The organism is Bacillus sp. RHFS10 (genome assembly GCF_016757475.1).
Taxonomy (GTDB): Bacteria; Bacillota; Bacilli; order Bacillales; family Bacillaceae; genus Bacillus; species Bacillus subtilis_G.
Map to the genome: position 1 here is coordinate 44,817 of NZ_JAESPO010000009.1, position 21,328 is coordinate 66,144.

Annotated in this window: 28 protein-coding genes and 1 rRNA gene; 26 read left to right on the forward strand and 3 right to left on the reverse strand. The window is 42.5% G+C overall.

Annotated features, from left to right (window positions below):
• The first annotated feature begins 21 nt into the window (after positions 1–21).
• The 15 genes from JMN17_RS20205 (at position 22) to rpsI (ending at position 8,859) form a co-directional block, all read left to right on the forward strand.
• A complete protein-coding gene (locus JMN17_RS20205; protein WP_087991696.1) occupies positions 22–675 on the forward strand; it encodes an adenylate kinase in 654 nt (217 codons plus the stop codon).
• Positions 672–1,418, forward strand: coding sequence for a type I methionyl aminopeptidase (gene map, locus JMN17_RS20210; protein WP_087991697.1), 747 nt, complete (start codon positions 672–674; stop codon positions 1,416–1,418). The genes JMN17_RS20205 and map overlap by 4 nt, the downstream gene beginning before the upstream one ends.
• A 3-nt stretch (positions 1,419–1,421) precedes the next feature.
• Complete coding sequence (locus tag JMN17_RS20215) at positions 1,422–1,769, forward strand: RNA-binding protein (RefSeq protein ID WP_242519929.1); 348 nt, start codon at positions 1,422–1,424, stop codon at positions 1,767–1,769.
• Positions 1,747–1,965 carry a translation initiation factor IF-1 gene (infA, locus tag JMN17_RS20220; RefSeq protein ID WP_003156508.1) on the forward strand — a complete coding sequence of 73 codons (219 nt, stop codon included), beginning with the start codon at positions 1,747–1,749 and terminating at the stop codon, positions 1,963–1,965. The genes JMN17_RS20215 and infA overlap by 23 nt, the downstream gene beginning before the upstream one ends.
• Before the next feature lie 33 nt (positions 1,966–1,998).
• Positions 1,999–2,112: a 50S ribosomal protein L36 gene (gene rpmJ / locus JMN17_RS20225; protein WP_003156543.1), complete on the forward strand. Its 114-nt coding sequence runs from the start codon at positions 1,999–2,001 to the stop codon at positions 2,110–2,112.
• Between the two features lie 22 nt (positions 2,113–2,134).
• Entirely contained in the window at positions 2,135–2,500 is a 366-nt protein-coding gene (rpsM, locus tag JMN17_RS20230; RefSeq protein ID WP_003156545.1) for a 30S ribosomal protein S13, read from the forward strand.
• A gap of 20 nt (positions 2,501–2,520) precedes the next feature.
• A complete protein-coding gene (gene rpsK / locus JMN17_RS20235; protein ID WP_010332782.1) occupies positions 2,521–2,916 on the forward strand; it encodes a 30S ribosomal protein S11 in 396 nt (131 codons plus the stop codon).
• A gap of 176 nt (positions 2,917–3,092) precedes the next feature.
• On the forward strand, positions 3,093–4,037 hold the full coding sequence (locus JMN17_RS20240; RefSeq protein ID WP_087991698.1) for a DNA-directed RNA polymerase subunit alpha: 945 nt from the start codon (positions 3,093–3,095) through the stop codon (positions 4,035–4,037).
• A gap of 76 nt (positions 4,038–4,113) precedes the next feature.
• Positions 4,114–4,476 carry a 50S ribosomal protein L17 gene (rplQ, locus tag JMN17_RS20245; protein WP_003225836.1) on the forward strand — a complete coding sequence of 121 codons (363 nt, stop codon included), beginning with the start codon at positions 4,114–4,116 and terminating at the stop codon, positions 4,474–4,476.
• A gap of 131 nt (positions 4,477–4,607) precedes the next feature.
• Entirely contained in the window at positions 4,608–5,453 is an 846-nt protein-coding gene (locus JMN17_RS20250) for an energy-coupling factor ABC transporter ATP-binding protein (protein ID WP_087991699.1), read from the forward strand.
• On the forward strand, positions 5,429–6,298 hold the full coding sequence (locus JMN17_RS20255; RefSeq protein ID WP_087991700.1) for an energy-coupling factor ABC transporter ATP-binding protein: 870 nt from the start codon (positions 5,429–5,431) through the stop codon (positions 6,296–6,298). Before JMN17_RS20250 ends, JMN17_RS20255 begins: the two co-directional genes overlap by 25 nt.
• Positions 6,295–7,092, forward strand: a complete 798-nt coding sequence (locus JMN17_RS20260; protein WP_202329118.1) for an energy-coupling factor transporter transmembrane component T family protein — start codon at positions 6,295–6,297, stop codon at positions 7,090–7,092. Before JMN17_RS20255 ends, JMN17_RS20260 begins: the two co-directional genes overlap by 4 nt.
• Before the next feature lie 10 nt (positions 7,093–7,102).
• On the forward strand, positions 7,103–7,846 hold the full coding sequence (gene truA / locus JMN17_RS20265) for a tRNA pseudouridine(38-40) synthase TruA (RefSeq protein ID WP_202329119.1): 744 nt from the start codon (positions 7,103–7,105) through the stop codon (positions 7,844–7,846).
• Between the two features lie 162 nt (positions 7,847–8,008).
• Complete coding sequence (gene rplM / locus JMN17_RS20270) at positions 8,009–8,446, forward strand: 50S ribosomal protein L13 (RefSeq protein WP_003225844.1); 438 nt, start codon at positions 8,009–8,011, stop codon at positions 8,444–8,446.
• A gap of 20 nt (positions 8,447–8,466) precedes the next feature.
• A complete protein-coding gene (gene rpsI / locus JMN17_RS20275; RefSeq protein ID WP_003225846.1) occupies positions 8,467–8,859 on the forward strand; it encodes a 30S ribosomal protein S9 in 393 nt (130 codons plus the stop codon).
• A gap of 94 nt (positions 8,860–8,953) precedes the next feature.
• Here rpsI and JMN17_RS20280 read toward each other — a convergent pair whose 3' ends face one another.
• A complete protein-coding gene (locus JMN17_RS20280; protein WP_087991703.1) occupies positions 8,954–9,694 on the reverse strand; it encodes a gamma-glutamyl-gamma-aminobutyrate hydrolase family protein in 741 nt (246 codons plus the stop codon).
• Between the two features lie 150 nt (positions 9,695–9,844).
• Here JMN17_RS20280 and JMN17_RS20285 point away from each other — a divergent pair, with 150 nt between their 5' ends.
• The 9 genes from JMN17_RS20285 (at position 9,845) to salA (ending at position 18,784) form a co-directional block, all read left to right on the forward strand.
• On the forward strand, positions 9,845–11,422 hold the full coding sequence (locus JMN17_RS20285; protein ID WP_202329120.1) for a glutathione ABC transporter substrate-binding protein: 1,578 nt from the start codon (positions 9,845–9,847) through the stop codon (positions 11,420–11,422).
• 91 nt (positions 11,423–11,513) lie between these two features.
• Complete coding sequence (gene gsiC / locus JMN17_RS20290) at positions 11,514–12,437, forward strand: glutathione ABC transporter permease GsiC (RefSeq protein WP_087991705.1); 924 nt, start codon at positions 11,514–11,516, stop codon at positions 12,435–12,437.
• Between the two features lie 15 nt (positions 12,438–12,452).
• Complete coding sequence (locus tag JMN17_RS20295) at positions 12,453–13,325, forward strand: ABC transporter permease subunit (protein ID WP_202329121.1); 873 nt, start codon at positions 12,453–12,455, stop codon at positions 13,323–13,325.
• Positions 13,326–13,336: 11 nt separating this feature from the next.
• Positions 13,337–14,335: an ABC transporter ATP-binding protein gene (locus tag JMN17_RS20300; RefSeq protein WP_202329122.1), complete on the forward strand. Its 999-nt coding sequence runs from the start codon at positions 13,337–13,339 to the stop codon at positions 14,333–14,335.
• On the forward strand, positions 14,325–15,302 hold the full coding sequence (locus JMN17_RS20305; protein ID WP_202329124.1) for an ABC transporter ATP-binding protein: 978 nt from the start codon (positions 14,325–14,327) through the stop codon (positions 15,300–15,302). The genes JMN17_RS20300 and JMN17_RS20305 overlap by 11 nt, the downstream gene beginning before the upstream one ends.
• 146 nt (positions 15,303–15,448) lie before the next feature.
• Positions 15,449–16,216 carry a class I SAM-dependent methyltransferase gene (locus JMN17_RS20310; RefSeq protein ID WP_202329126.1) on the forward strand — a complete coding sequence of 256 codons (768 nt, stop codon included), beginning with the start codon at positions 15,449–15,451 and terminating at the stop codon, positions 16,214–16,216.
• Between the two features lie 196 nt (positions 16,217–16,412).
• Positions 16,413–16,856 carry a YbaK family protein gene (locus tag JMN17_RS20315; protein ID WP_202329128.1) on the forward strand — a complete coding sequence of 148 codons (444 nt, stop codon included), beginning with the start codon at positions 16,413–16,415 and terminating at the stop codon, positions 16,854–16,856.
• A 60-nt stretch (positions 16,857–16,916) separates the two neighbouring features.
• Entirely contained in the window at positions 16,917–17,630 is a 714-nt protein-coding gene (cwlD, locus tag JMN17_RS20320) for an N-acetylmuramoyl-L-alanine amidase CwlD (RefSeq protein WP_202329130.1), read from the forward strand.
• Between the two features lie 95 nt (positions 17,631–17,725).
• Entirely contained in the window at positions 17,726–18,784 is a 1,059-nt protein-coding gene (gene salA / locus JMN17_RS20325) for an iron-sulfur carrier protein/transcriptional regulator SalA (protein ID WP_202329133.1), read from the forward strand.
• A 37-nt stretch (positions 18,785–18,821) separates the two neighbouring features.
• Here salA and gerD read toward each other — a convergent pair whose 3' ends face one another.
• Positions 18,822–19,379: a spore germination lipoprotein GerD gene (gerD, locus tag JMN17_RS20330; protein WP_087991713.1), complete on the reverse strand. Its 558-nt coding sequence runs from the start codon at positions 19,377–19,379 to the stop codon at positions 18,822–18,824.
• 109 nt (positions 19,380–19,488) lie between these two features.
• Here gerD and kbaA point away from each other — a divergent pair, with 109 nt between their 5' ends.
• A complete protein-coding gene (kbaA, locus tag JMN17_RS20335; RefSeq protein WP_202329135.1) occupies positions 19,489–20,085 on the forward strand; it encodes a KinB-signaling pathway activation protein in 597 nt (198 codons plus the stop codon).
• Here the strand turns inward: kbaA and pdaB are convergent, their stop codons facing one another.
• A complete protein-coding gene (gene pdaB, locus JMN17_RS20340) occupies positions 20,086–20,850 on the reverse strand; it encodes a polysaccharide deacetylase family sporulation protein PdaB (RefSeq protein WP_202329134.1) in 765 nt (254 codons plus the stop codon). It abuts the gene before it with no gap.
• 352 nt (positions 20,851–21,202) lie between these two features.
• Here pdaB and JMN17_RS20345 point away from each other — a divergent pair.
• Positions 21,203–21,328: ribosomal RNA gene (locus JMN17_RS20345) — 16S ribosomal RNA — on the forward strand; the annotation flags it as partial.

Consider the following 21,328-nt stretch of genomic DNA (forward strand, 5'->3'; position numbering starts at 1 on the left):
GAGAGGACGGGGGAAATCCGAATGAACTTAGTCTTAATGGGGCTTCCTGGTGCCGGTAAAGGTACACAGGGCGAACGAATTGTTGAGGATTATGGGATTCCTCATATCTCAACAGGAGATATGTTCCGTGCTGCTATGAAAGAAGAAACACCACTCGGACTCGAAGCAAAATCTTATATTGATAAGGGAGAGCTCGTACCTGACGAAGTCACAATCGGAATTGTAAAAGAAAGGCTTGGCAAAGACGATTGTGAAAGAGGTTTTCTTCTGGACGGATTTCCGCGAACAGTCGCTCAAGCCGAGGCTCTTGAAGGAATTCTTGAGGAGTACGGCAAGCCGATTGATTATGTCATTAACATTGAAGTCGACAAGGATGTTCTGATGGAACGTCTGACTGGACGCAGAATTTGCAGTGTTTGCGGCACAACCTATCATTTAGTCTTTAATCCGCCGAAAACGCCGGGTGTTTGTGATAAAGACGGAGGCGAACTCTATCAACGGGCAGATGATAATGAGGAAACAGTCTCTAAACGGCTTGAGGTAAACATGAAGCAAACTCAGCCTTTACTCGATTTTTATTCTGAGAAAGGTTATCTTGCAAACGTGAATGGCCAACAGGACATTCAAGACGTATATGCAGATGTGAAGGATCTTCTTGGAGGATTAAAAAAATGATTATCTGTAAAACCCCACGTGAACTTGGTATCATGCGGGAAGCAGGGCGAATCGTGGCTTTAACTCATGAAGAGTTAAAAAAGCATATTAAACCAGGAATCTCGACAAAAGAATTGGATCAAATTGCCGAACGTTTTATTAATAAGCAGGGTGCAATCCCATCTTTTAAGGGGTATAATGGGTTTCGCGGGAGCATTTGCGTATCAGTTAATGAAGAACTCGTTCACGGTATTCCTGGCAGCAGGGTGCTGAAGGACGGAGACATCATCAGTATTGATATCGGTGCTAAATTAAATGGTTATCATGGTGACTCTGCATGGACATATCCGGTAGGAAACATCAGCAATGATGACAAAAAACTTCTGGAAGTGACAGAGGAGTCTTTATATAAAGGCTTGCAGGAAGCAAAACCAGGTGAACGTTTGTCGAATATTTCCCACGCAATACAAACGTATGTCGAAAATGAGCAGTTTTCAGTTGTTAGGGAGTATGTCGGACATGGTGTTGGTCAAGACTTGCATGAGGACCCGCAAATTCCTCATTATGGTCCGCCCAACAAAGGACCACGGCTCAAACCTGGCATGGTTCTCGCTATTGAACCTATGGTGAACGCTGGCAGCCGCTACGTGAAAACATTGGCTGATAACTGGACGGTTGTAACGGTAGATGGGAAAAAGTGTGCTCATTTTGAACATACAATTGCGATTACGGAAACGGGTTTTGATATACTGACGAGAGTCTAGGTGATGAAAATAATTCCGAAGACAGGTGTTTTATCCGGCTTGATAGGGCAGAAAGTTTGGATGAACATTGGCAGGACTGAATTCATCTTGCTGTTGTCATTGGAATTGTTAACGATCATCATTGTACTAACAGCAGACGGAGAAAAGCGTACATTTCATTCTCCTAAGAAAAAGAATATCAATCATTTAACCCTTTATGATTGCGTATCTCCGGAAGTTCAGAACAGTATAAACGAAACAGGGCGTGTGACAAACGGAAAACTGAGATTTTCTCTTTTGAAATTTGTCAGAAAGCAAGTTACTGATTTGAAGAAGGGAGAACACTTGAATGGCGAAAGACGATGTAATTGAAGTGGAAGGTACTATAGTCGAAACATTGCCAAACGCGATGTTCAAAGTCGAACTCGAAAACGGCCATACTGTTTTGGCTCATGTATCTGGTAAAATCCGCATGCACTTCATTCGCATTTTACCTGGAGACAAAGTTACGGTAGAATTATCTCCATATGACTTAACTCGTGGCAGGATTACGTACCGTTACAAATAAAGCACTCCGGAAACTGAAGGAGGTTGGAAACACATGAAAGTGAGACCATCAGTTAAACCAATCTGCGAAAAATGTAAAGTTATTCGCAGAAAAGGAAAAGTAATGGTGATCTGTGAAAATCCAAAGCATAAACAAAAACAAGGATAATTTATAAGGAGGTGCCCAGAGAATGGCTCGTATTGCTGGTGTAGATATCCCACGTGACAAACGTGTTGTTATTTCTTTAACGTATGTCTTCGGAATTGGCCGCACAACGGCTCAACAAGTCTTGAAAGAGGCTGGTGTTTCAGAAGATACTCGTGTGCGTGATCTTACTGAAGAAGAACTTGGTAAAATCCGTGATGTTATTGATAAACTGAAAGTAGAAGGTGACCTTCGCCGTGAAGTTTCTCTTAACATTAAGCGTCTGATCGAAATCGGAAGCTACCGCGGAATCCGCCATCGCAGAGGTTTGCCTGTTCGCGGACAAAACTCTAAAAACAATGCGCGTACTCGTAAAGGTCCGCGTCGTACTGTAGCTAACAAGAAAAAATAAGTAAGGGAGGTACCTAAACAATGGCTGCTGCTCGTAAATCTAACACGCGTAAACGTCGCGTGAAAAAGAATATTGAGTCTGGAATTGCTCATATTCGCTCAACTTTCAATAACACGATCGTTACGATCACTGACACTCATGGTAATGCTCTTTCTTGGTCTAGTGCCGGAGCTCTAGGATTCAGAGGTTCTCGTAAATCTACTCCTTTTGCTGCGCAAATGGCTGCAGAAACAGCTGCTAAAGGTTCAATCGAACATGGTCTTAAAACTCTTGAGGTTACTGTTAAAGGCCCTGGTTCAGGCCGTGAAGCTGCAATTCGTGCACTTCAAGCTGCTGGACTAGAAGTCACTGCTATCAGAGACGTAACTCCTGTTCCTCATAACGGATGCCGTCCACCAAAACGTCGCCGCGTGTAATTTGTTTGTATAGATTTTGTGTCCCTGTCAATAATGGGTTATGATACAGTTATTTATGAAACGAATGCACCGACTCGTTGCCTGAGCACATACGGGACTAAACAATGGGGAATTTCGGATGGAATCTCATATGATTCTATTCGAGGTTTCGACGTTTTGAAGGAGGGTTTTAAGTAATGATCGAGATTGAAAAACCAAAAATCGAAACGGTTGAAATCAGCGACGATGCCAAATTTGGTAAGTTTGTCGTAGAGCCACTTGAGCGTGGATATGGTACAACTCTGGGTAACTCCTTACGTCGTATCCTCTTATCCTCACTCCCTGGTGCCGCTGTAACATCAATCCAGATAGATGGTGTACTGCACGAATTCTCGACAATTGAAGGCGTTGTGGAAGATGTTACAACGATTATCTTACACATTAAAAAGCTTGCATTGAAAATCTACTCTGATGAAGAGAAGACGTTAGAAATTGATGTACAGGGCGAAGGAACTGTAACGGCAGCAGATATTACACACGATAGTGATGTAGAGATTTTAAATCCAGATCTTCATATCGCGACTCTTGGTGAGAATGCGAGTTTCCGAGTTCGCCTTACTGCTCAAAGAGGACGTGGGTATACGCCTGCTGACGCAAACAAGAGAGACGATCAGCCAATCGGCGTGATTCCGATCGATTCTATCTTTACACCAGTTTCTCGTGTATCTTATCAGGTAGAGAACACTCGTGTAGGCCAAGTTGCAAACTATGATAAACTTACACTTGATGTTTGGACTGATGGAAGCACTGGACCGAAAGAAGCCATTGCGCTTGGTTCAAAGATTTTAACTGAACACCTTAATATATTCGTTGGTTTAACTGACGAAGCTCAACATGCTGAAATCATGGTTGAAAAAGAAGAAGATCAAAAAGAGAAAGTTCTTGAAATGACAATTGAAGAATTAGATCTTTCTGTTCGTTCTTACAACTGCTTAAAGCGTGCGGGTATTAACACGGTTCAAGAGCTTGCGAACAAGACGGAAGAAGATATGATGAAAGTTCGTAATTTAGGACGCAAATCACTTGAAGAAGTGAAAGCGAAACTAGAAGAACTTGGACTCGGACTTCGCAAAGACGATTGACTAGTTTCCTATGCGAACTAGGATTTTCGTGTGTTTATTATCAGAAACAGCATTCCAATAAAGGAGGGGACATCACATGTCATACAGAAAACTAGGACGTACGAGTGCACAGCGTAAAGCTATGCTTCGTGATCTTACAACTGATTTGATCATCAACGAAAGAATCGAAACAACTGAAACACGTGCGAAAGAACTTCGCTCTGTAGTTGAAAAAATGATCACGCTTGGCAAACGCGGTGATCTTCACGCTCGCCGTCAAGCTGCTGCATACATCCGCAACGAGGTTGCTAACGAAGAAAATAACCAAGATGCACTTCAAAAATTATTCTCTGACATTGCAACTCGTTACGAGGAGCGCCAAGGCGGATACACACGTATTATGAAGCTTGGTCCTCGCCGTGGTGACGGAGCACCAATGGCAATTATCGAATTGGTTTAATATCACATATTTTTGTGTATCTAAAGAAGGGCGGGACAGTTTCTAACTGGATCTATGCCCTTTTTTTAGATACTGCAACTTTTTATATAGAGAGAATAGCAGAGCGTTAGCTGAGAGGAGGCCGGTTTTCCATGAATCAAAATCAGTTGATATCGGTAGAGGATATCGTATTTCGATATCGGAAAGACGCAGAAAGGCGGGCACTAGACGGCGTCTCCCTGCAGGTGTATGAGGGTGAATGGCTTGCTATTGTAGGTCATAACGGTTCAGGAAAATCAACACTGGCCCGGACTTTGAATGGTTTAATCCTTCCTGAATCAGGTGATATCAAGGTTGCCGGGATTCAATTGACAGAGGAATCGGTTTGGGAAGTGCGTAAGAAGATCGGTATGGTCTTTCAAAATCCGGATAACCAATTTGTCGGAACGACGGTTCGCGATGATGTGGCTTTTGGTTTAGAAAACAATGGTGTACCGCGGGAAGAAATGATTGAGAGAGTAGACTGGGCAGTAAAACAGGTGAATATGCAAGATTTTCTCGATCAAGAGCCGCACCATCTCTCCGGAGGCCAAAAGCAGAGAGTTGCGATTGCGGGAGTTATTGCCGCACGTCCTGATATTATTATCTTAGATGAAGCAACATCTATGCTTGACCCGATTGGGCGAGAAGAAGTGCTTGAAACGGTAAGATACTTAAAGGAACAGGGTATGGCAACTGTCATTTCCATCACACATGATTTGAATGAGGCAGCAAAAGCAGATCGAATCATTGTCATGAATGGCGGTAAGAAACATGCCGAAGGGACGCCTGAAGAGATTTTTAAATTGAATAAGGAACTTGTTCGAATCGGGCTTGATTTACCCTTCTCATTCCAGCTTAGCCAGCTATTACGTGAAAATGGACTGGCACTGGAAGAAAATCATTTGACTCAGGAAGGGCTGGTGAAAGAGCTATGGACATTACAATCAAAGATGTAGAGCATCGCTATCAGATGAAGACGCCGTTTGAGCGCCTTGCACTGTATGACATCAATGCATCGATTAACGAAGGAAGCTACGTAGCCGTTATCGGGCATACAGGCTCTGGCAAGTCCACTCTTCTTCAGCACCTGAATGGTCTTCTGAAGCCGACGAAGGGACGGATATCACTAGACAGCACTGTCATTCAGGCAGGGAAAAAGAATAAAGAGCTGAAAGCCCTTCGCAAAAAAGTCGGAATCGTTTTCCAATTTCCTGAACATCAATTATTCGAAGAAACAGTTCTCAAAGATATTTCGTTCGGACCAATGAATTTTGGTGTGAAAAAAGAGGCTGCTGAACAAAGAGCGAGAGAGATGCTGAAGCTTGTAGGTTTATCAGAAGAGCTTCTGGACAGATCGCCTTTTGAATTAAGCGGGGGACAAATGCGCAGAGTTGCAATTGCCGGCGTACTTGCCATGGATCCTGAAGTGCTTGTTTTGGATGAACCGACTGCTGGATTGGATCCAAGAGGTCGAAAAGAGATAATGGACATGTTTTATGAGCTTCATCAACGGGGAAACCTGACGACGATCCTTGTGACTCACAGCATGGAGGATGCAGCTGCATACGCTGATGAAATGATTGTCATGCATAAAGGAACGATACAAGCTTCAGGCAGTCCGCGTGATTTGTTTTTAAAAGGTGAAGAGATGGCTGGCTGGGGGCTGGATCTTCCGGAAACGATCAAATTCCAAAGACAGCTGGAAGCTGCACTAGGCGTCAAATTTAAAGAGCCTATGCTCACGATTGAAGATGCCGCTGCTGAAATCCGTACTCTCTTTCATGGGGAGAAAACCTTATGATGGACAGCATGATTATCGGCAAGTATGTACCGGGCTCTTCACTTGTGCACCGGCTTGACCCCAGAACAAAACTCATCACGATCTTTTTATTTGTTTGTATCGTATTCTTAGCCAATAATGTACAGACATATGCACTGCTTGGATTATTTACAGTGGGCGTCGTTTCTTTAACAAGAGTTCCTTTCTCTTTTTTACTGAAAGGGTTAAAGCCTATTATCTGGATTGTCCTTTTCACGTTCCTTCTTCACATTTTAATGACACACGAAGGACCGATTATCTTTCAATTAGGCGTTTTCAAAGTCTATGAGGGCGGTTTGGTTCAAGGGATATTCATTTCTCTAAGATTCGTCTATCTGATTTTAATCACAACCTTATTAACACTAACGACTACTCCGATTGAGATTACCGATGGAATGGAACAGCTGCTGAATCCATTAAAAAAAGTAAAGCTTCCTGTGCACGAGCTGGCTCTTATGATGTCAATTTCTTTGCGGTTTATCCCGACCTTGATGGAGGAGACAGATAAGATCATGAAGGCTCAGATGGCGCGAGGCGTTGATTTTACAAGCGGCCCTGTCAAAGACAGAGTAAAGGCTATTGTCCCGCTTCTTGTCCCTCTCTTCGTCAGTGCATTCAAACGTGCCGAGGAGCTTGCGGTGGCAATGGAAGCAAGAGGCTATCAAAGCGGAGAGGGACGGACGAAATATAGAAAGCTTGTATGGACAGGAAAAGATACTTCTGTCATTGTCAGCTTGATGGTATTGGCTGCTTTGTTATTTTTCTTAAGAGCTTAGAGGTGCGGGTATGAGACTGAAATGCACGATTTCTTATGACGGACACTTGTTTAACGGTTATCAGGTTCAGCCGGGCAAACGAACGGTTCAGAGTGAACTGGAGAAGGCTTTAGCTGTCCTGCATAAGTCGAAAGAAAGAATCCCGGTCGTATCTTCAGGAAGAACAGACAGCGGGGTTCACGCAGCCGGACAGGTGATTCATTTTGATACACCGCTGTCTATCCCGGCAGAGAGATGGCCGTATGCCTTAAATGCACTGCTTCCGGACGATATCGCAGTCAAACAGGCAGAAATTGCGGATGATGGGTTCCATGCACGATTTAGCGCAGTGAAAAAAGAATATCGCTACTTTGTATACACGGATAAACACCCGGACGTATTTAAACGGCATTACGCTTACCATTTTTCATATCACCTTAATGTGCAGAACATGAGAGAAGCGGCAAAGCATCTTTTAGGGACGCATGATTTTACGAGCTTTTGCGCGGTTAAAACAGAAGTGCAGGACAAGGTAAGAACGATTTACGAACTTGATTGGACTAAGACAGATGACGGCCTGCAAATGCGGATCACAGGCAGCGGTTTCTTATATAATATGGTCAGAATTATTGCGGGTACTTTGCTTGATGCAGGTATTGGTAAAATTTCTCCCGATGATGTGAAATCTATGCTGGAAGCGAAGGATCGCGAAGCGGCAGGGCGCACAGCGCCGGGGCACGGGCTATATTTATGGAACGTTTGCTATGACAACTAAACCAGGTGTGTAATATTTTCTTGACAGAGTCTGCATAAAGTTATAAGATATCATATGGTATGTATTTCAACCCCACGATAAGCCCCGGAAACTTATTGTGTTGTGAAATAGAACGTAATCGAAGTTTATTGAAAATGACAGATCATTTAGGAGGGAAATTCAATGCGTACAACACCTATGGCTAACGCAAGTACTATTGAACGCAAGTGGTTAGTTGTTGATGCTGCTGGCAAGACTCTAGGACGTCTTTCTACAGAAGTTGCATCTATCCTTCGCGGAAAACACAAACCGACTTACACACCGCACGTTGATACTGGAGATCATGTGATCATCATCAACGCGGAAAAAATCGAGTTAACTGGTAAAAAGTTAACTGACAAAATCTACTACCGTCACACTCAACATCCAGGCGGATTAAAATCAAGAACTGCTCTTGAAATGCGTACAAACTACCCTGAGAAAATGCTTGAGCTTGCTATCAAAGGCATGCTTCCAAAAGGTTCTCTAGGTCGTCAAATGTTCAAAAAATTGAACGTATACCGTGGTTCTGAGCATCCACATGAAGCACAAAAACCTGAAGTTTACGAACTTCGCGGTTAATTAAAAAGGAGGTTACCAATTTGGCACAGGTTCAATATTACGGTACTGGCCGTCGTAAAAGCTCTGTAGCGCGTGTGCGCTTAGTTCCAGGAGAAGGTCGTATCGTCGTTAATAATCGTGAAATCAGCGAGCACATCCCATCTCCAGCTCTAATTGAAGATATCAAACAACCATTAACTTTGACTGAAACAGCTGGTACTTATGATGTTTTAGTAAACGTACATGGAGGCGGCTTATCTGGTCAAGCTGGAGCAATCCGTCATGGTATCGCTCGTGCTTTGCTTGAAGCAGATCCAGAATACCGTGCAACACTTAAACGCGCTGGTCTTCTGACTCGTGACGCTCGTATGAAAGAACGTAAAAAATACGGTCTTAAAGGCGCTCGTCGTGCACCTCAGTTCTCAAAACGTTAATTTTACGTTTTCGAAGCTCTCAACCTTGGGTTGGGAGCTTTTTTATATCCTTATAAAAAAGCAGAAGCCTATATGAGTGCTTCTGCTTTTTGCTTTATAAAACGGCCGCTTTTTGCTGATTGGCTTTCTCCACTAAAGTTTCGAATAGCATCAGCATGAGCGGATATCCTTTTGTCAACATTTCCGGATGCCACTGAACCCCAAGCACAAATGTGCTGCTCTCCATTTCGATTGCTTCAATGACTTCATCCCGTGCCCGTGCAGATATAAGGAACCCGGGAGCCACATCTTTAATCGCTTGGTGATGGAACGAATTGACCAGCGCTGTATCTCCAAATATAGAATGAAGGTGCGTACCCGTTTCAATGTCAATGGTATGAGTGGGAACCTTGGTATTATTGTACTGATCATGTTTAATAGATGCATTCTTAATATAAGATAGATCTTGGTAAATAGAGCCGCCAAACGCGACATTCAAAATTTGCAATCCTCTGCAAATGGCAAATACGGGTTTGCCGGCAGCAATGGCTTTTTTTATTAGTAATTGATCAAATTCATCTCGCTCGGGAAAAACTGAACCTTGCTTAGCAAGAGGCTCCTCACCGTAAAGGAGTGGGTTAACGTCATGCCCTCCTGACATCACAAGCCCATCTATTTGCTGTATCATCTGATCGATTGTTTCTTCATCATTTATAATAGGCACGATAAAAGGGACGCCTCCCGCATCTAAAACAGATTGAACGTATGTATCATTCACATAGGCGCGCTTATAACCTGGGAAACGCCCGCCTTGATCAATGATGATACTCCCTGATATGCCGATAACAGGTTTCATCTATACTCATTCCTTCCAACTGACTATACTGCAGACTGCCATAAAGCTTATTAAACTTATCAGTATTATTGACAATATGAAGCTTCTCTTGTAGTATACACTATTGTTCAATTAGTTTAAATTTTAACAATTTTATATGGGGGGTTTAGAGTGAAAAAGCGGTTTATATTCAGCTTGTCATTTGTGCTTATTACCAGTGTTTTCTTAGCGGCGTGCGGTAACAACGATAAAAATGATAAAGCTTCAGAGAGTAAGGGTTCATCAAGTGATACATTCACGGTTGCTTTAGAAAGTGATGTGACAACGCTTGATCCTCATGATACAAACGATAATGCATCCTATACAGCTGAATCAGCTATTATGGAGGGACTTTTAGGCTTTGATAAGGATAACAAAGTCGTTCCTGTCCTAGCCAAAAGCTATGAGGTAAACAAAGATTCGACTGAGTTTACGTTCAAGCTCAAGAAAGGAATCAAGTTCCAAGACGGAACGGACTTTAATGCCGAAGCGGTGAAAACGAATATTGACCGTCTTGCCGATCCTGAATCTAAGTTAAAACGACATAGTTTATTTGAGTTAGTAAAAGAAACGAAAGTCATAGATGATGATACAGTGCGTGTCACTTTAAGCAAGCCATTTGCGGCGATGATCAACAACTTTGCTCATCCGGCAGCTATGATGATTAGTCCTGATGCGATAAAAAAATATGGTGACAAAGTATCACAGCGCCCGGTCGGAACAGGACCGTTTACATTTGAAAAATGGCAGCACGGCGAATATCTTAAATTAACTGTCAATAAAAATTACTGGAACAAGGACCTTCCAAAGGTACATAACATTGTCTTTAAGCCTGTTCCTGAAAATGGGGCACGAATTGCGATGCTTCAAACGGGAGAAGCGGATTTCATCTATCCCGTACCTCCGACAGATACAAAAACAATTGAGAACACCGACGGACTGTCACTGGTTACAAAGCCGTCTTTAATTGTGAAGTATTTTTCAATGAATACTATGAAAAAGCCTTTTAATGATGTGAAAGTCCGCCAGGCTATTAACTATGCAATTGATAAAGAAGCTTTCCTGAAAGTTGTATATAACGGATATGCTTCTGAAGCGAAATCATCTATTGCACCTGATACACAGTTTTACGCTGGACAAACACCATACGAATATAACATCAAAAAAGCGAAACAGCTTTTAAAAGAAGCGGGTTATCCAAATGGGTTTGAGGCAACAATCTGGGGCGGAAACAGCTCTGATAAGGTTAAAATGATGGAATTCTATAAACAGCAGCTTGATAAAGTAGGAATTACATTAAAAACAGTGCCTATGGAAAGCGGTACTATCGGGGATAAAATCTGGGGTGTTACAAACGCGAAAGATGCTGATCTGGAGCTTTATAATGGCGGATGGTCTCCGTCTACCGGCGATGCCGATTGGGGTCTTCGCCCTGTCTTTGGCGGAGAGGAAGCATTCCCGCCGAATTCTTATAACACGTCTTACTACCAAAGTAATACTGTAAACAGTCTTCTGAACCAAGCGTTACAAACTTCTGACACGGCGAAACGCAAAGAATTATATGGAAAAGCGCAGCAGCAGATTTGGGAAGATGCTCCATGGGTTTTCCTTGCTGTACCAGATTTAATTTATGCGAAAAAAGACAGTGTCGACGGAGTGGTGATGCAGCCATCAGGTGTGATGGATGTTCGCGGGGCAGAAAAAAAATAATGCTGGCGCTTGGGTGACGCCCATCCAGCGTGTTCCGGAGGCAGACTCGTATGGGTCAGCCTCCTTTTATTGAAGTCAAGGAGGGCGCCTAATGATAAAGTATTCAATCAAACGTTTATTGCTGATGATTCCTCTCTTGTTCATTATTACTGTTATTGTCTTTATGTTCGTGCATATGATTCCCGGAGACCCTGCCCGGTTAATCGCAGGCAGTGATGCAACAATTGATGAAATCAAATTAGTAAGAGAGAAATATGGCTTAGATCAGCCTTTATATCAACAATACATCTCATATATGTCCAATCTCTTTCAAGGAGATTTAGGAACGTCTATTCAGGCGGGAAGACCTGTGGCAGAGATGTTGTCTGAGCGGTTTATGCCGACATTTTGGCTGACAGTTGTGAGCATGTTTTGGTCCCTGCTATTTGGAATTCCAATCGGATTGGTTTCAGCTGTCAAAAGAAACAAGTGGCAGGATCATATTACAATGGTTTTTGCCGTTTCAGCGATATCTATTCCTTCTTTCTGGCTGGGGCTTATGCTCATGCAGCTGTTTTCCGTTCAATTAGGCTGGCTTCCTACAGGCGGAATAGACTCTTGGAAACATTATATTCTTCCTTCTATTACGCTAGGAGCAGGAGTTGCAGCTATCATTGCCCGCTTTACAAGATCAGCAGTCATGGATGTGTTAAAGAATGATTATATCCGGACGAGCAGAGCTAAAGGCCTGCATGAATATACAGTTCTCATGAAGCATGCCTTCAGAAATGCAATGATTCCGGTTGTCACGATGACTGGATTACAGTTCGGGTTTATGCTTAGCGGATCAATCATTACAGAAACGTTATTCAGTTGGCCCGGATTGGGCCGTCTGTTAATTAATTCAATTGTGTCAAGGGATTACCCGGTTATACAAGCTGAACTTTTATTATTTTCTTTTGAATTTCTACTCATTAATTTAATTGTTGATTTATTATATGGCTGGCTGAACCCGAAAGTACGCTACGGATCATAGGAAGGAGGATATCAAATGGAGATAAAACATGTTGAGAAGCCGGCAAAAAGCAGCAGGTTCCATGATTTTTGGGTTTCTTTTAAAAAGCAAAAAGTATCGCTGATATCCGCTGTATTTCTTTTGCTATTATTTATTGTCGCATTATTCGGCCAGTATTTTGTGCCATATGACCCTGCAAAAGTCGATTACGGCCAATTATTTTTAAAGCCTTCAGCAGCTCATTTGGCGGGAACCGATGCATACGGAAGGGATATCTTCAGCAGGATATTAGTCGGAGCGAGAATTTCCTTATCTGTTGGTTTGTCTTCTGTTTTTTTGGGAGCTTTAGCCGGGAGTGCACTTGGCATTATAAGCGGCTATTTTGGTAAGTGGATTGATAGTTTGATTATGCGATTCTGCGATATTTTATTAGCTTTTCCGGGAATGCTGCTGGCAATCGGTATTATCGCAATACTTGGAACAGGTTTGATGAATGTAATCTTTGCAGTTGCTATATTCAGCGTGCCTGTATTTGCGCGGATTGTTCGAAGCAGTGTGCTGGAGATGAAATCAAGTCTGTACGTGGAAGCGGCAAAATCAACAGGTGCTAAAGATACACGCATTATTCTTAAACACGTTTTGCCGGGTACGTTCTCAACGATTATCGTGTATTTCACGATGAGAATCGGTTCTGCTATTTTAATAGCGGCAGGACTTAGCTTTTTAGGATTAGGAGCAGATCCCTCTACTCCTGAATGGGGCGCTATGCTGAGTGATGGGCATAACTACTTAAACACAGCTCCGCATGTGACGATTTTTCCGGGACTTGCAATATTTCTCACCGTTTTAGCTTTTAATTTGCTTGGTGACGGACTCCGGGATGCACTTGATCCTAAGATAAAGGATTAGGAGGTAAATGAATGAAACCGATATTAAGCGTCAATCAGCTACGGACGAGTTTTTTTGTAAACGGTAAGGAAATTCCTGCAGTTGACGGAGTTGATTTTACGATAAACGAAGGTGAAATTCTGGGTATTGTCGGTGAGTCCGGGAGCGGAAAAAGCGTCACCTCTTTATCCATTATGAAACTGTTAAAAGACACACCGGGAAAGATAGTCGGCGGATCAATTCATTTTGACGGCAAAGACCTATTAGATCTTTCAGAAAAAGAAGTGCGGGAACTGCGGGGAAAAGAGATCGCCATGATATTCCAAGAGCCGATGACTTCATTGAATCCTGTTCTAACGATAGGGAATCAGCTAAGAGAGGCGATTAAAAAGCATCTCAAATATTCAAGAAAGAAAGCGGATGAACATGCAGTTTCAATGCTGACCCAAGTCGGTATTTCAAGGGCTGATGAAATTTTACAACAATACCCTCACCAGTTGTCCGGAGGAATGAGACAGCGCGTCATGATCGCCATGGCCATGTCTTGTTCGCCTAAATTATTAATCGCAGATGAACCTACGACAGCACTTGATGTGACGATTCAAGCCCAAATACTAGATGTCATGAAAGATATGCAGGAGAAACACGGCACATCGATATTGTTGATCACACATGATCTTGGCGTCATCGCTGAAACGTGTGATCGAGTGGCTGTAATGTATGCAGGAAGAATTGTAGAACAAGGCTCGGTTTATGATCTGTTTGATGATCCGAAGCATCCGTATACAAAAGGGCTGCTGGAATCCATCCCTCAAATCGGAAAGCGACAGGAACGTTTGCATTCTATCCAAGGCAATGTTCCGATGGCAGAGGATTGGCCGGCTGGATGCAAATTTGCATCACGCTGTCCGTTTGTCTTTGATAAATGCCTGAAAAAAGAACCGCCGCTGCTAAACGTGGGGGAAGGAAGAACAAGCCGATGCTGGCTTAATGAAAATGAGCGAAAGGAGGAGCAAGTATATGAATCATGAACCTTTAGTTGAAGTGAAACACTTGAAAAAAATCTTTGCGGATTCATCGGGACTTTTTAAAAAATCAAAGCCCGTGAGAGCGGTTGATGATATATCATTTACAATTAATCGCGGAGAAACTTTCGGCCTGGTCGGAGAGAGTGGATGCGGAAAGTCGACAACCGGACGGATGTTAATGAAGCTGCTTGAGCCGACAGAAGGCAGTATTCTGTTTAATGGACAGGATATTACAAAAATGAATGATAAAAACGTGCGTAGTTTGCGCAAAGATTTTCAAATGGTATTTCAAGATCCTTACGCCTCATTGAATCCCAGAATGAGAGTGAAAGAAATCATTGAAGAACCGTTGATTGTTCATGGACTCATGACTTCTTCTGAACGTGAAAGAAAAGTGCATCAGCTTCTGGATACGGTGGGGCTGTCCCGTCAGCACGGCAGTCGTTTTCCGCATGAATTCAGCGGCGGGCAAAGACAAAGAATCGGAATCGCCCGGGCTCTCGCTGTTAATCCGAAGCTGATCATTGCAGATGAAGCTGTTTCCGCACTCGATGTATCGATCCAATCGCAGATACTTAACTTGATGAAAGACTTGCAGAAGGAATTTGGTTTAACCTACTTGTTTATAGCACACGATTTAAGTGTTGTTGATTTTATAAGCGACCGTATAGGTGTCATGTACCTTGGCAAACTGGTTGAAGTTGGCGATCGCGATTCAATTATACAGAATCCGAAGCATCCGTATACGAAAGCGCTGCTGTCAGCTGTCCCGATCCCAGACCCGCATCGCAGAAAGGAACGTATTGTGCTGAAAGGTGATTTGCCTAGTCCTTCAAATCCGCCGGCCGGCTGTCCGTTTCATACGAGGTGCCCAGTTGTCATGGAGCAATGCAAAACAGAGATGCCGGTGCTAAGCAATATGTCCGAGCAGCACCAAGTGTTTTGCCATTTATATGATTCAAAAAAATGATATGATAATCACTAGCCAAAAAAATCACATCTCCTTTGTGGTTTTTTTGCGTTTCTATGAACTTTTTTCTAAATATGCAAAGGGAAAGCGATAACAATCTAGAAATATTTGTTATACTCTATACATTAAAGTAAGGAGAACGATTCATGAATGCGTTAGTAGATCATAATAGCAAAGCTTGGGATCAAAAAGTAGAAACAGGTAATGAATGGACAGTTGCTGTCGAGCAGCATGTCATCGAACAAGCGAAAAAAGGAAATTGGGATATAAGGGTGACACCAATGAAAGATGTGCCGAGAGATTGGTTTCCCCCTGTCAACGGGCTGAAAGTTCTCTGTTTAGCATCAGGTGGCGGCCAGCAGGGTCCGGTTTTGGCAGCCGCAGGAGCGGATGTCACTGTATTAGATAACTCGGAAAAGCAGCTGGATCAGGATAGAATGGTTGCTGAGCGCGATCGTCTCGCGATACATCCTGTCAAAGGAAGCATGGACGATCTCAGTCAATTTCAGGATGAATCATTTGATATCATTGTACATCCTGTTGCTAATGTTTTTGTTGAGAATGTCCTCCCGGTCTGGAAGGAAGCCCACCGTGTGCTGAAAAGAAACGGTGCTCTAATCTCGGGTTTTGTCAATCCTGTCGTATTTCTGTTTGATGTAGAATTAGAACAGCAAGGTATTTTAAAAGTAAAACACTCTATTCCATATGCCGACCCAGAAGATCTTCCAAAACATAAAGTGAAAAAACTGATTGAAAATAAAGAAGCTCTGGAATTCGGCCATTCCTTAGAAGACCAAATCAAGGGCCAAATTGATGCCGGTTTTATCGTCACTGGCTTTTATGAAGATAAAGGCGGTTTTGTATTGGACCAATATATTCATACATATTCTGCAACAAGAAGTGTGAAAGTATGAAAAGCAGCAACCTATTAGAGGGGCTGCTTTTATAATGCTATAGAAAGAACATTTGTTCTAACCTCTGTAGAAAGCTTCTAAATCCCCTTCTTTTTACCGGTCTCTGCACCTTCATTTGGGCGAATTTCCAACCGAATTCGGGCATGGTTTCACCATCCAAACCTCAAAATAACCGGTAAAAGGAGAGTGAATTTGTATGGCAGAGGTACTGTCTTTTATGGATGTGAAACGCCAAAAGGATTATGAATTAGAAAAGAACTTGCTCAAAGAACTCTCTCTGAGGCAAATTATTCTGTCTGTTAAGGACTGTTTGGAACCATTATTCCCGTTTTTAGATGATGAAAGAGATATTATCAGCGAAGGATGTATTGATTTTGCGATAGAAGCTTATTTGTTAGGCGGGCGTTTTGGGATATTCGGCTATTACGGAGAATCCATGCAGAGCATCAGTGCCCGCTCAGCAAGCGAAGAAGAAGAGCTGCGTATGGAGTTTTTTGATTATCTCTATAATTGGATACACGAGCAATACGCAACATTTGATAAAAATAAGGTTTATGAAGCAGCACGAAAGTTCATTAAAGACTGGTGGACAGAGGGGTTTGTCCAAAGAGAAAAACAGTGTAAGCTTCGCATGCGATAATCATATTTCCCGGCCCTGTCCCATAGTTATAGTAGTAACGGACAAGCGGGAGGGGAAGGGATGAGGAGAAAGCTTAAATGGCTCGGTTTTTTGCTAGGCTTCATCGTATTACTGTTTCTATTTAAGTATCAGTTCAGCAATAACGATTCATGGGAGCCGTGGAGTCTGCCCTTGAGCGGGAAAATTATTTATCTGGACCCAGGTCATGGCGGCCCTGACGGCGGAGCAGTCGGCGGAAAGCTGTTAGAGAAGGATGTAACCCTGGAAGTGGCCTTTAGAGTCAGGGACTACCTTCAGGAACAAGGGGCGCTTGTCATTATGACCAGGGAAAGTGATACCGATCTCGCTCCAGAAGGAACGAAGGGCTATAGCAGACGAAAAGCGGAAGACTTGAGACAGCGGGTCAAATTAATAAACCATTCAGAGGCTGAACTCTATATCAGTATTCATCTCAATGCGATTCCTTCGCAAAAGTGGAGCGGAGCCCAAAGCTTTTATTTCGGAAAATACGCAGAAAATGAGAAGGTCGCGAAATACATTCAGGATGAATTGAGAAGCAACCTGGAAAACACAACCCGGAAAGCAAAGCGGATTCATGGTGTCTACTTAATGCAAAACGTCACCAAACCGGGAGCGCTTATAGAAGTCGGGTTTTTATCCAATCCAAGTGAAGCAAAGCTGCTCGGGAAATCGAAATATCAGGACAAGGTGGCATCTTCCATATATAAAGGCATTATGCGATATTACACAGAAAAAGGAAACCCTCCAGAGTGAAGGAGGGTTTTCTTATGGTTCTAAGCATAGGACACCTGCCAATTATGTATGATATAATATTGCTTGAAAACGAATACACAAAAGGGTGAGGTTCGATGATAAGAGAAGATGAAGTAAGAAAACTAGTCGGTGAAATGCGCGAACCTTTTCTTCAAAGACCTCTGGGAGAATTGGATGCCGTTAAGGAAATTAAAATAAAGCCTGAAAAACGGCATGTCAGTGTAAAAGTCGCTCTTGCAAAAACCGGAACCGCAGAACAAATGCAAATTCAGCAAGAGATTGTAAACGTCTTAAAAGGGGCAGGCGCAGAGACAGTCGGCCTTCGATTTGAAGAGCTGCCTGAGGAAACGGTTGATAAGTTCCGGGCGCCGTCAGCTGAGAAAAAAACATTATTAAATATGGATAATCCGCCAGTCTTTCTTGCTGTAGCAAGCGGAAAAGGCGGCGTAGGCAAGTCGACTGTGTCAGTAAATCTTGCTATTGCTCTGGCTCGTCTAGGGAAAAAGGTCGGTTTAATTGATGCGGATATTTATGGCTTCAGTGTGCCGGATATGATGGGTATCACTGTGCGTCCGACTATAGAAGGAGAGAAACTTCTTCCTGTTGAACGCTTCGGGGTAAAGGTGATGTCAATGGGCTTCTTCGTAGAAGAAAATGCGCCGGTCGTTTGGAGAGGGCCAATGCTTGGTAAAATGCTGAACAACTTTTTCCATGAAGTAGAGTGGGGAGAAGTAGACTATATTGTTCTTGATCTTCCGCCTGGAACAGGGGACGTTGCTCTCGATGTACATACAATGCTTCCGAGCTGCAAAGAAATCATCGTATCAACGCCGCATCCTACAGCTGCTTTTGTAGCGGCTAGAGCAGGCTCTATGGCAATTAAAACTGATCATGAAGTTGTTGGTGTTATAGAGAACATGGCTTATTATGAAAGCGCAAAGACAGGGGAAAGAGAATACGTCTTTGGAAAAGGCGGTGGAGATAAACTAGCCGAGGAATTGAATGTGCCTTTGCTTAGCAGAATCCCGTTGAAACAACCTGATTGGGATAAGGATCAATTTGCTCCGTCTGTATATGACAAAAGCCATCCTATAGGAGAAATATATCAGGACATCGCAAAAAAAATAGTTGACAAAATGTCAGTGCAAGTATAAAAAAGGCGAACCGGGATTCTATATCCCGGCTCTCCTTTTATTCACTTTCTTTGGCGGTTTCTTTTGCTGCTTTTTTCAGTTCATCTTCGAACTGTTTTTTGTAAAGCGGACTAGAAAGTGTTTCGTTAATAACCTCTTCTAAGTAACTGCGGAATTCTTGGCTTTTTGCCAGTTGGCTGTACTTTTTATTCATGCCTGGATCCTGCATAACGTCCATCAGCATCTTCTGATAATCCGGGTCCTTCATCAGTTTTTTTATCACTTTTTCATGCTCTTTCTGAAGAGTTTTCGCAAAACCTTCGGCAAAATCAGTGTCTTCAAAGATGTTTTTCCAAAATTCTTCTCCTTTTTTAGAGGTGAGTGTTTTTTCTATCGTTCCTTTAATCGCATCTTGGTCAATCACCAACGCTTCATTCATCGCATCATCGTTTAATAATTCCTTAATGGCTTTCTTTCCATCATCAGTTTTTAATATATCAACAACCATTTTTTTAGTCTGATCATAGTCCATATCCGCTGCTTGGTCTTTTGGAGCACAAGCTGTTACAGATAATAACAAAAAACAGCTTATCAATAGCGTTTTGGCTTTTGACATGGTTAAGCTCCTTTCACATACTTGTCTTACTTTTAATATGATTCATCTGTTTAGAATTATACATAACAAAATATCGCGGTTTGCGATTCTTGAGGGGTGGATGAAAGAAATGAAAAGCCGTGGTTTGGTTCGTTTTTTCTTTTCTAATTTAGCTGTCGGAGCGGTTATCACGGGTATTGTGGGTTTTGCTTTAAAATGGGGAGGATATAAGGGGCTGTTTCTAGAATTCGAAGCGGGGCAGATTTTCTCTGTGTTATTTTGGTTTGTTGGAGTAGGCATGATTTTTAGTGTAATCAGCCAAATGGGTTTTTTCGTTTTTTTAACCGTTCACCGGTTTGCACTTGAGATATTAAGATCCTCATCTTTGTGGAATTTGCTTCAGTTGTTTTTCATCTTGTTTGTTGCTTTTGATTTAATGTACGTGCGGTTTTTATTTTTTGGAGAGAGCGGAGAATCGCTGACTGGCTATGCGTGGTTACCAGTATTTTTACTGATCTTTGGGGTGGTAACAGCATATATAAAGCAAAAGCAGTCCCCTAAGAAAACGTTTGTGTCATCATTGTTTTTAATGGTTGTGATTACTGCATTAGAATGGTTCCCTGCGTTAAGAGTAAATGATGAGGACTGGCTTTATTTAATGCTTTTTCCGTTAATGGCGTGTAATGCTTTCCAATTGCTGATGCTGCCAAAGTTTGCAGCGAAGTAATTACTTTATCTCTGAGGATTTGGCATCAGAATTTGCAATGAGATCACCTACGGTTACATTTTTTAATCCTTTTTCTCTCAGCTGATGGATGATATCGGGCAGCGCTTCTTCTGTTTGTTTTGCCGAATCGGAGGCGTGTAAAAGAACAATGTCTCCTCCGGAAACTTGCTGGGTCACATTATCGATGATTTTTTCAACTCCGGGATTCGTCCAATCCTGAGAGTTTATGCTGTAATGAACGACCGTATAGTTGTATTGCTTTGCGACCGTTAGAACATTCTTGTTGAATTGTCCGGTAGGGGATCTTAATAGCTGTATGTCTTTGATCCCTAACTTTTCAAAGGCAGTTTGCGCACGGTTAATGTCCTTTTTTATTTCGATGCTCTCTAAATTGGCATAGTTTTTATAGGCGTAGCCCATGCTCCCTATTTGATGGCCGTCCTTCACGATACGCGCCACTGTGTCGGGGTGGCGTTCAGCCCAAGAAGCGGAAAGAAAAAACGTCGCATTTTTAATCCCGTTCGCCTTCAGAGTATTAAGTATAGGTTCGGCTTTTTCATCACCCCAGCTGATATCAAAAGTAAGGGCAACGTCTTTCGAATCTGTTTCTCCTTTATAAATGGCTTTAGGTCCGGTGTCAGTTGAAAACACGGGAAGCGGGACAGCTCTTTGGATATAAAAAAAGCTGGCTGCTGCAAATGCGGCGATAAGTATAATGATAAATTGTTTCACTCGTTTAATGTGCCACACATAGAAGTGATTCACTGATGATGCCTCCTTATCTTGTCCATTGTTCTTGTATTACATCTTATGAGCATGGCCGATTGAATATAACCCATAAAATGTATCTTTGTATACAGCTTAAATTAGGTGTTGACCTTTTGATAATATCCGTGATATATTATTATTCGTCGCTGATAAACAGCTGACAACAATTAAAAGCTTCATTAAATGCTTTGAAAAAAGTTATTGACTTAAAAGAAGCTGAATGTTATATTAATAAAGCTGCTTCGTTAAGTGGCAGTGATGATCTTTGAAAACTAAACAAGACAAAACGTACCTGTTAATTCATTTTTTTATAAATCGCACAGCGATGTGCGTAGTCAGTCAAACTACTTTATCGGAGAGTTTGATCCTGGCTCAGGACGAACGCTGGCGGCGTGCCTAATACATGCAAGTCGAGCGGACAGATGGGAGCTTGCTCCCTGATGTTAGCGGCGGACGGGTGAGTAACACGTGGGTA

Coding starts and splice junctions, on each gene's coding strand:
- map (WP_087991697.1), top strand. CDS start 672: ATGATTATCTGTAAAACCCCACGTGAACTTGGTATCATGCGGGAAGCA.
- kbaA (WP_202329135.1), top strand. CDS start 19,489: ATGAAAAGCCGTGGTTTGGTTCGTTTTTTCTTTTCTAATTTAGCTGTC.
- JMN17_RS20240 (WP_087991698.1), top strand. CDS start 3,093: ATGATCGAGATTGAAAAACCAAAAATCGAAACGGTTGAAATCAGCGAC.
- JMN17_RS20205 (WP_087991696.1), top strand. CDS start 22: ATGAACTTAGTCTTAATGGGGCTTCCTGGTGCCGGTAAAGGTACACAG.
- infA (WP_003156508.1), top strand. CDS start 1,747: ATGGCGAAAGACGATGTAATTGAAGTGGAAGGTACTATAGTCGAAACA.
- rplQ (WP_003225836.1), top strand. CDS start 4,114: ATGTCATACAGAAAACTAGGACGTACGAGTGCACAGCGTAAAGCTATG.
- JMN17_RS20255 (WP_087991700.1), top strand. CDS start 5,429: ATGGACATTACAATCAAAGATGTAGAGCATCGCTATCAGATGAAGACG.
- JMN17_RS20260 (WP_202329118.1), top strand. CDS start 6,295: ATGATGGACAGCATGATTATCGGCAAGTATGTACCGGGCTCTTCACTT.
- JMN17_RS20305 (WP_202329124.1), top strand. CDS start 14,325: ATGAATCATGAACCTTTAGTTGAAGTGAAACACTTGAAAAAAATCTTT.
- rplM (WP_003225844.1), top strand. CDS start 8,009: ATGCGTACAACACCTATGGCTAACGCAAGTACTATTGAACGCAAGTGG.
- truA (WP_202329119.1), top strand. CDS start 7,103: ATGAGACTGAAATGCACGATTTCTTATGACGGACACTTGTTTAACGGT.
- JMN17_RS20315 (WP_202329128.1), top strand. CDS start 16,413: ATGGCAGAGGTACTGTCTTTTATGGATGTGAAACGCCAAAAGGATTAT.
- rpsM (WP_003156545.1), top strand. CDS start 2,135: ATGGCTCGTATTGCTGGTGTAGATATCCCACGTGACAAACGTGTTGTT.
- JMN17_RS20310 (WP_202329126.1), top strand. CDS start 15,449: ATGAATGCGTTAGTAGATCATAATAGCAAAGCTTGGGATCAAAAAGTA.
- rpmJ (WP_003156543.1), top strand. CDS start 1,999: ATGAAAGTGAGACCATCAGTTAAACCAATCTGCGAAAAATGTAAAGTT.
- JMN17_RS20295 (WP_202329121.1), top strand. CDS start 12,453: ATGGAGATAAAACATGTTGAGAAGCCGGCAAAAAGCAGCAGGTTCCAT.
- JMN17_RS20250 (WP_087991699.1), top strand. CDS start 4,608: ATGAATCAAAATCAGTTGATATCGGTAGAGGATATCGTATTTCGATAT.
- rpsK (WP_010332782.1), top strand. CDS start 2,521: ATGGCTGCTGCTCGTAAATCTAACACGCGTAAACGTCGCGTGAAAAAG.
- JMN17_RS20215 (WP_242519929.1), top strand. CDS start 1,422: ATGAAAATAATTCCGAAGACAGGTGTTTTATCCGGCTTGATAGGGCAG.
- salA (WP_202329133.1), top strand. CDS start 17,726: ATGATAAGAGAAGATGAAGTAAGAAAACTAGTCGGTGAAATGCGCGAA.
- gerD (WP_087991713.1), bottom strand. CDS start 19,379: ATGTCAAAAGCCAAAACGCTATTGATAAGCTGTTTTTTGTTATTATCT.
- JMN17_RS20280 (WP_087991703.1), bottom strand. CDS start 9,694: ATGAAACCTGTTATCGGCATATCAGGGAGTATCATCATTGATCAAGGC.
- gsiC (WP_087991705.1), top strand. CDS start 11,514: ATGATAAAGTATTCAATCAAACGTTTATTGCTGATGATTCCTCTCTTG.
- cwlD (WP_202329130.1), top strand. CDS start 16,917: ATGAGGAGAAAGCTTAAATGGCTCGGTTTTTTGCTAGGCTTCATCGTA.
- JMN17_RS20300 (WP_202329122.1), top strand. CDS start 13,337: ATGAAACCGATATTAAGCGTCAATCAGCTACGGACGAGTTTTTTTGTA.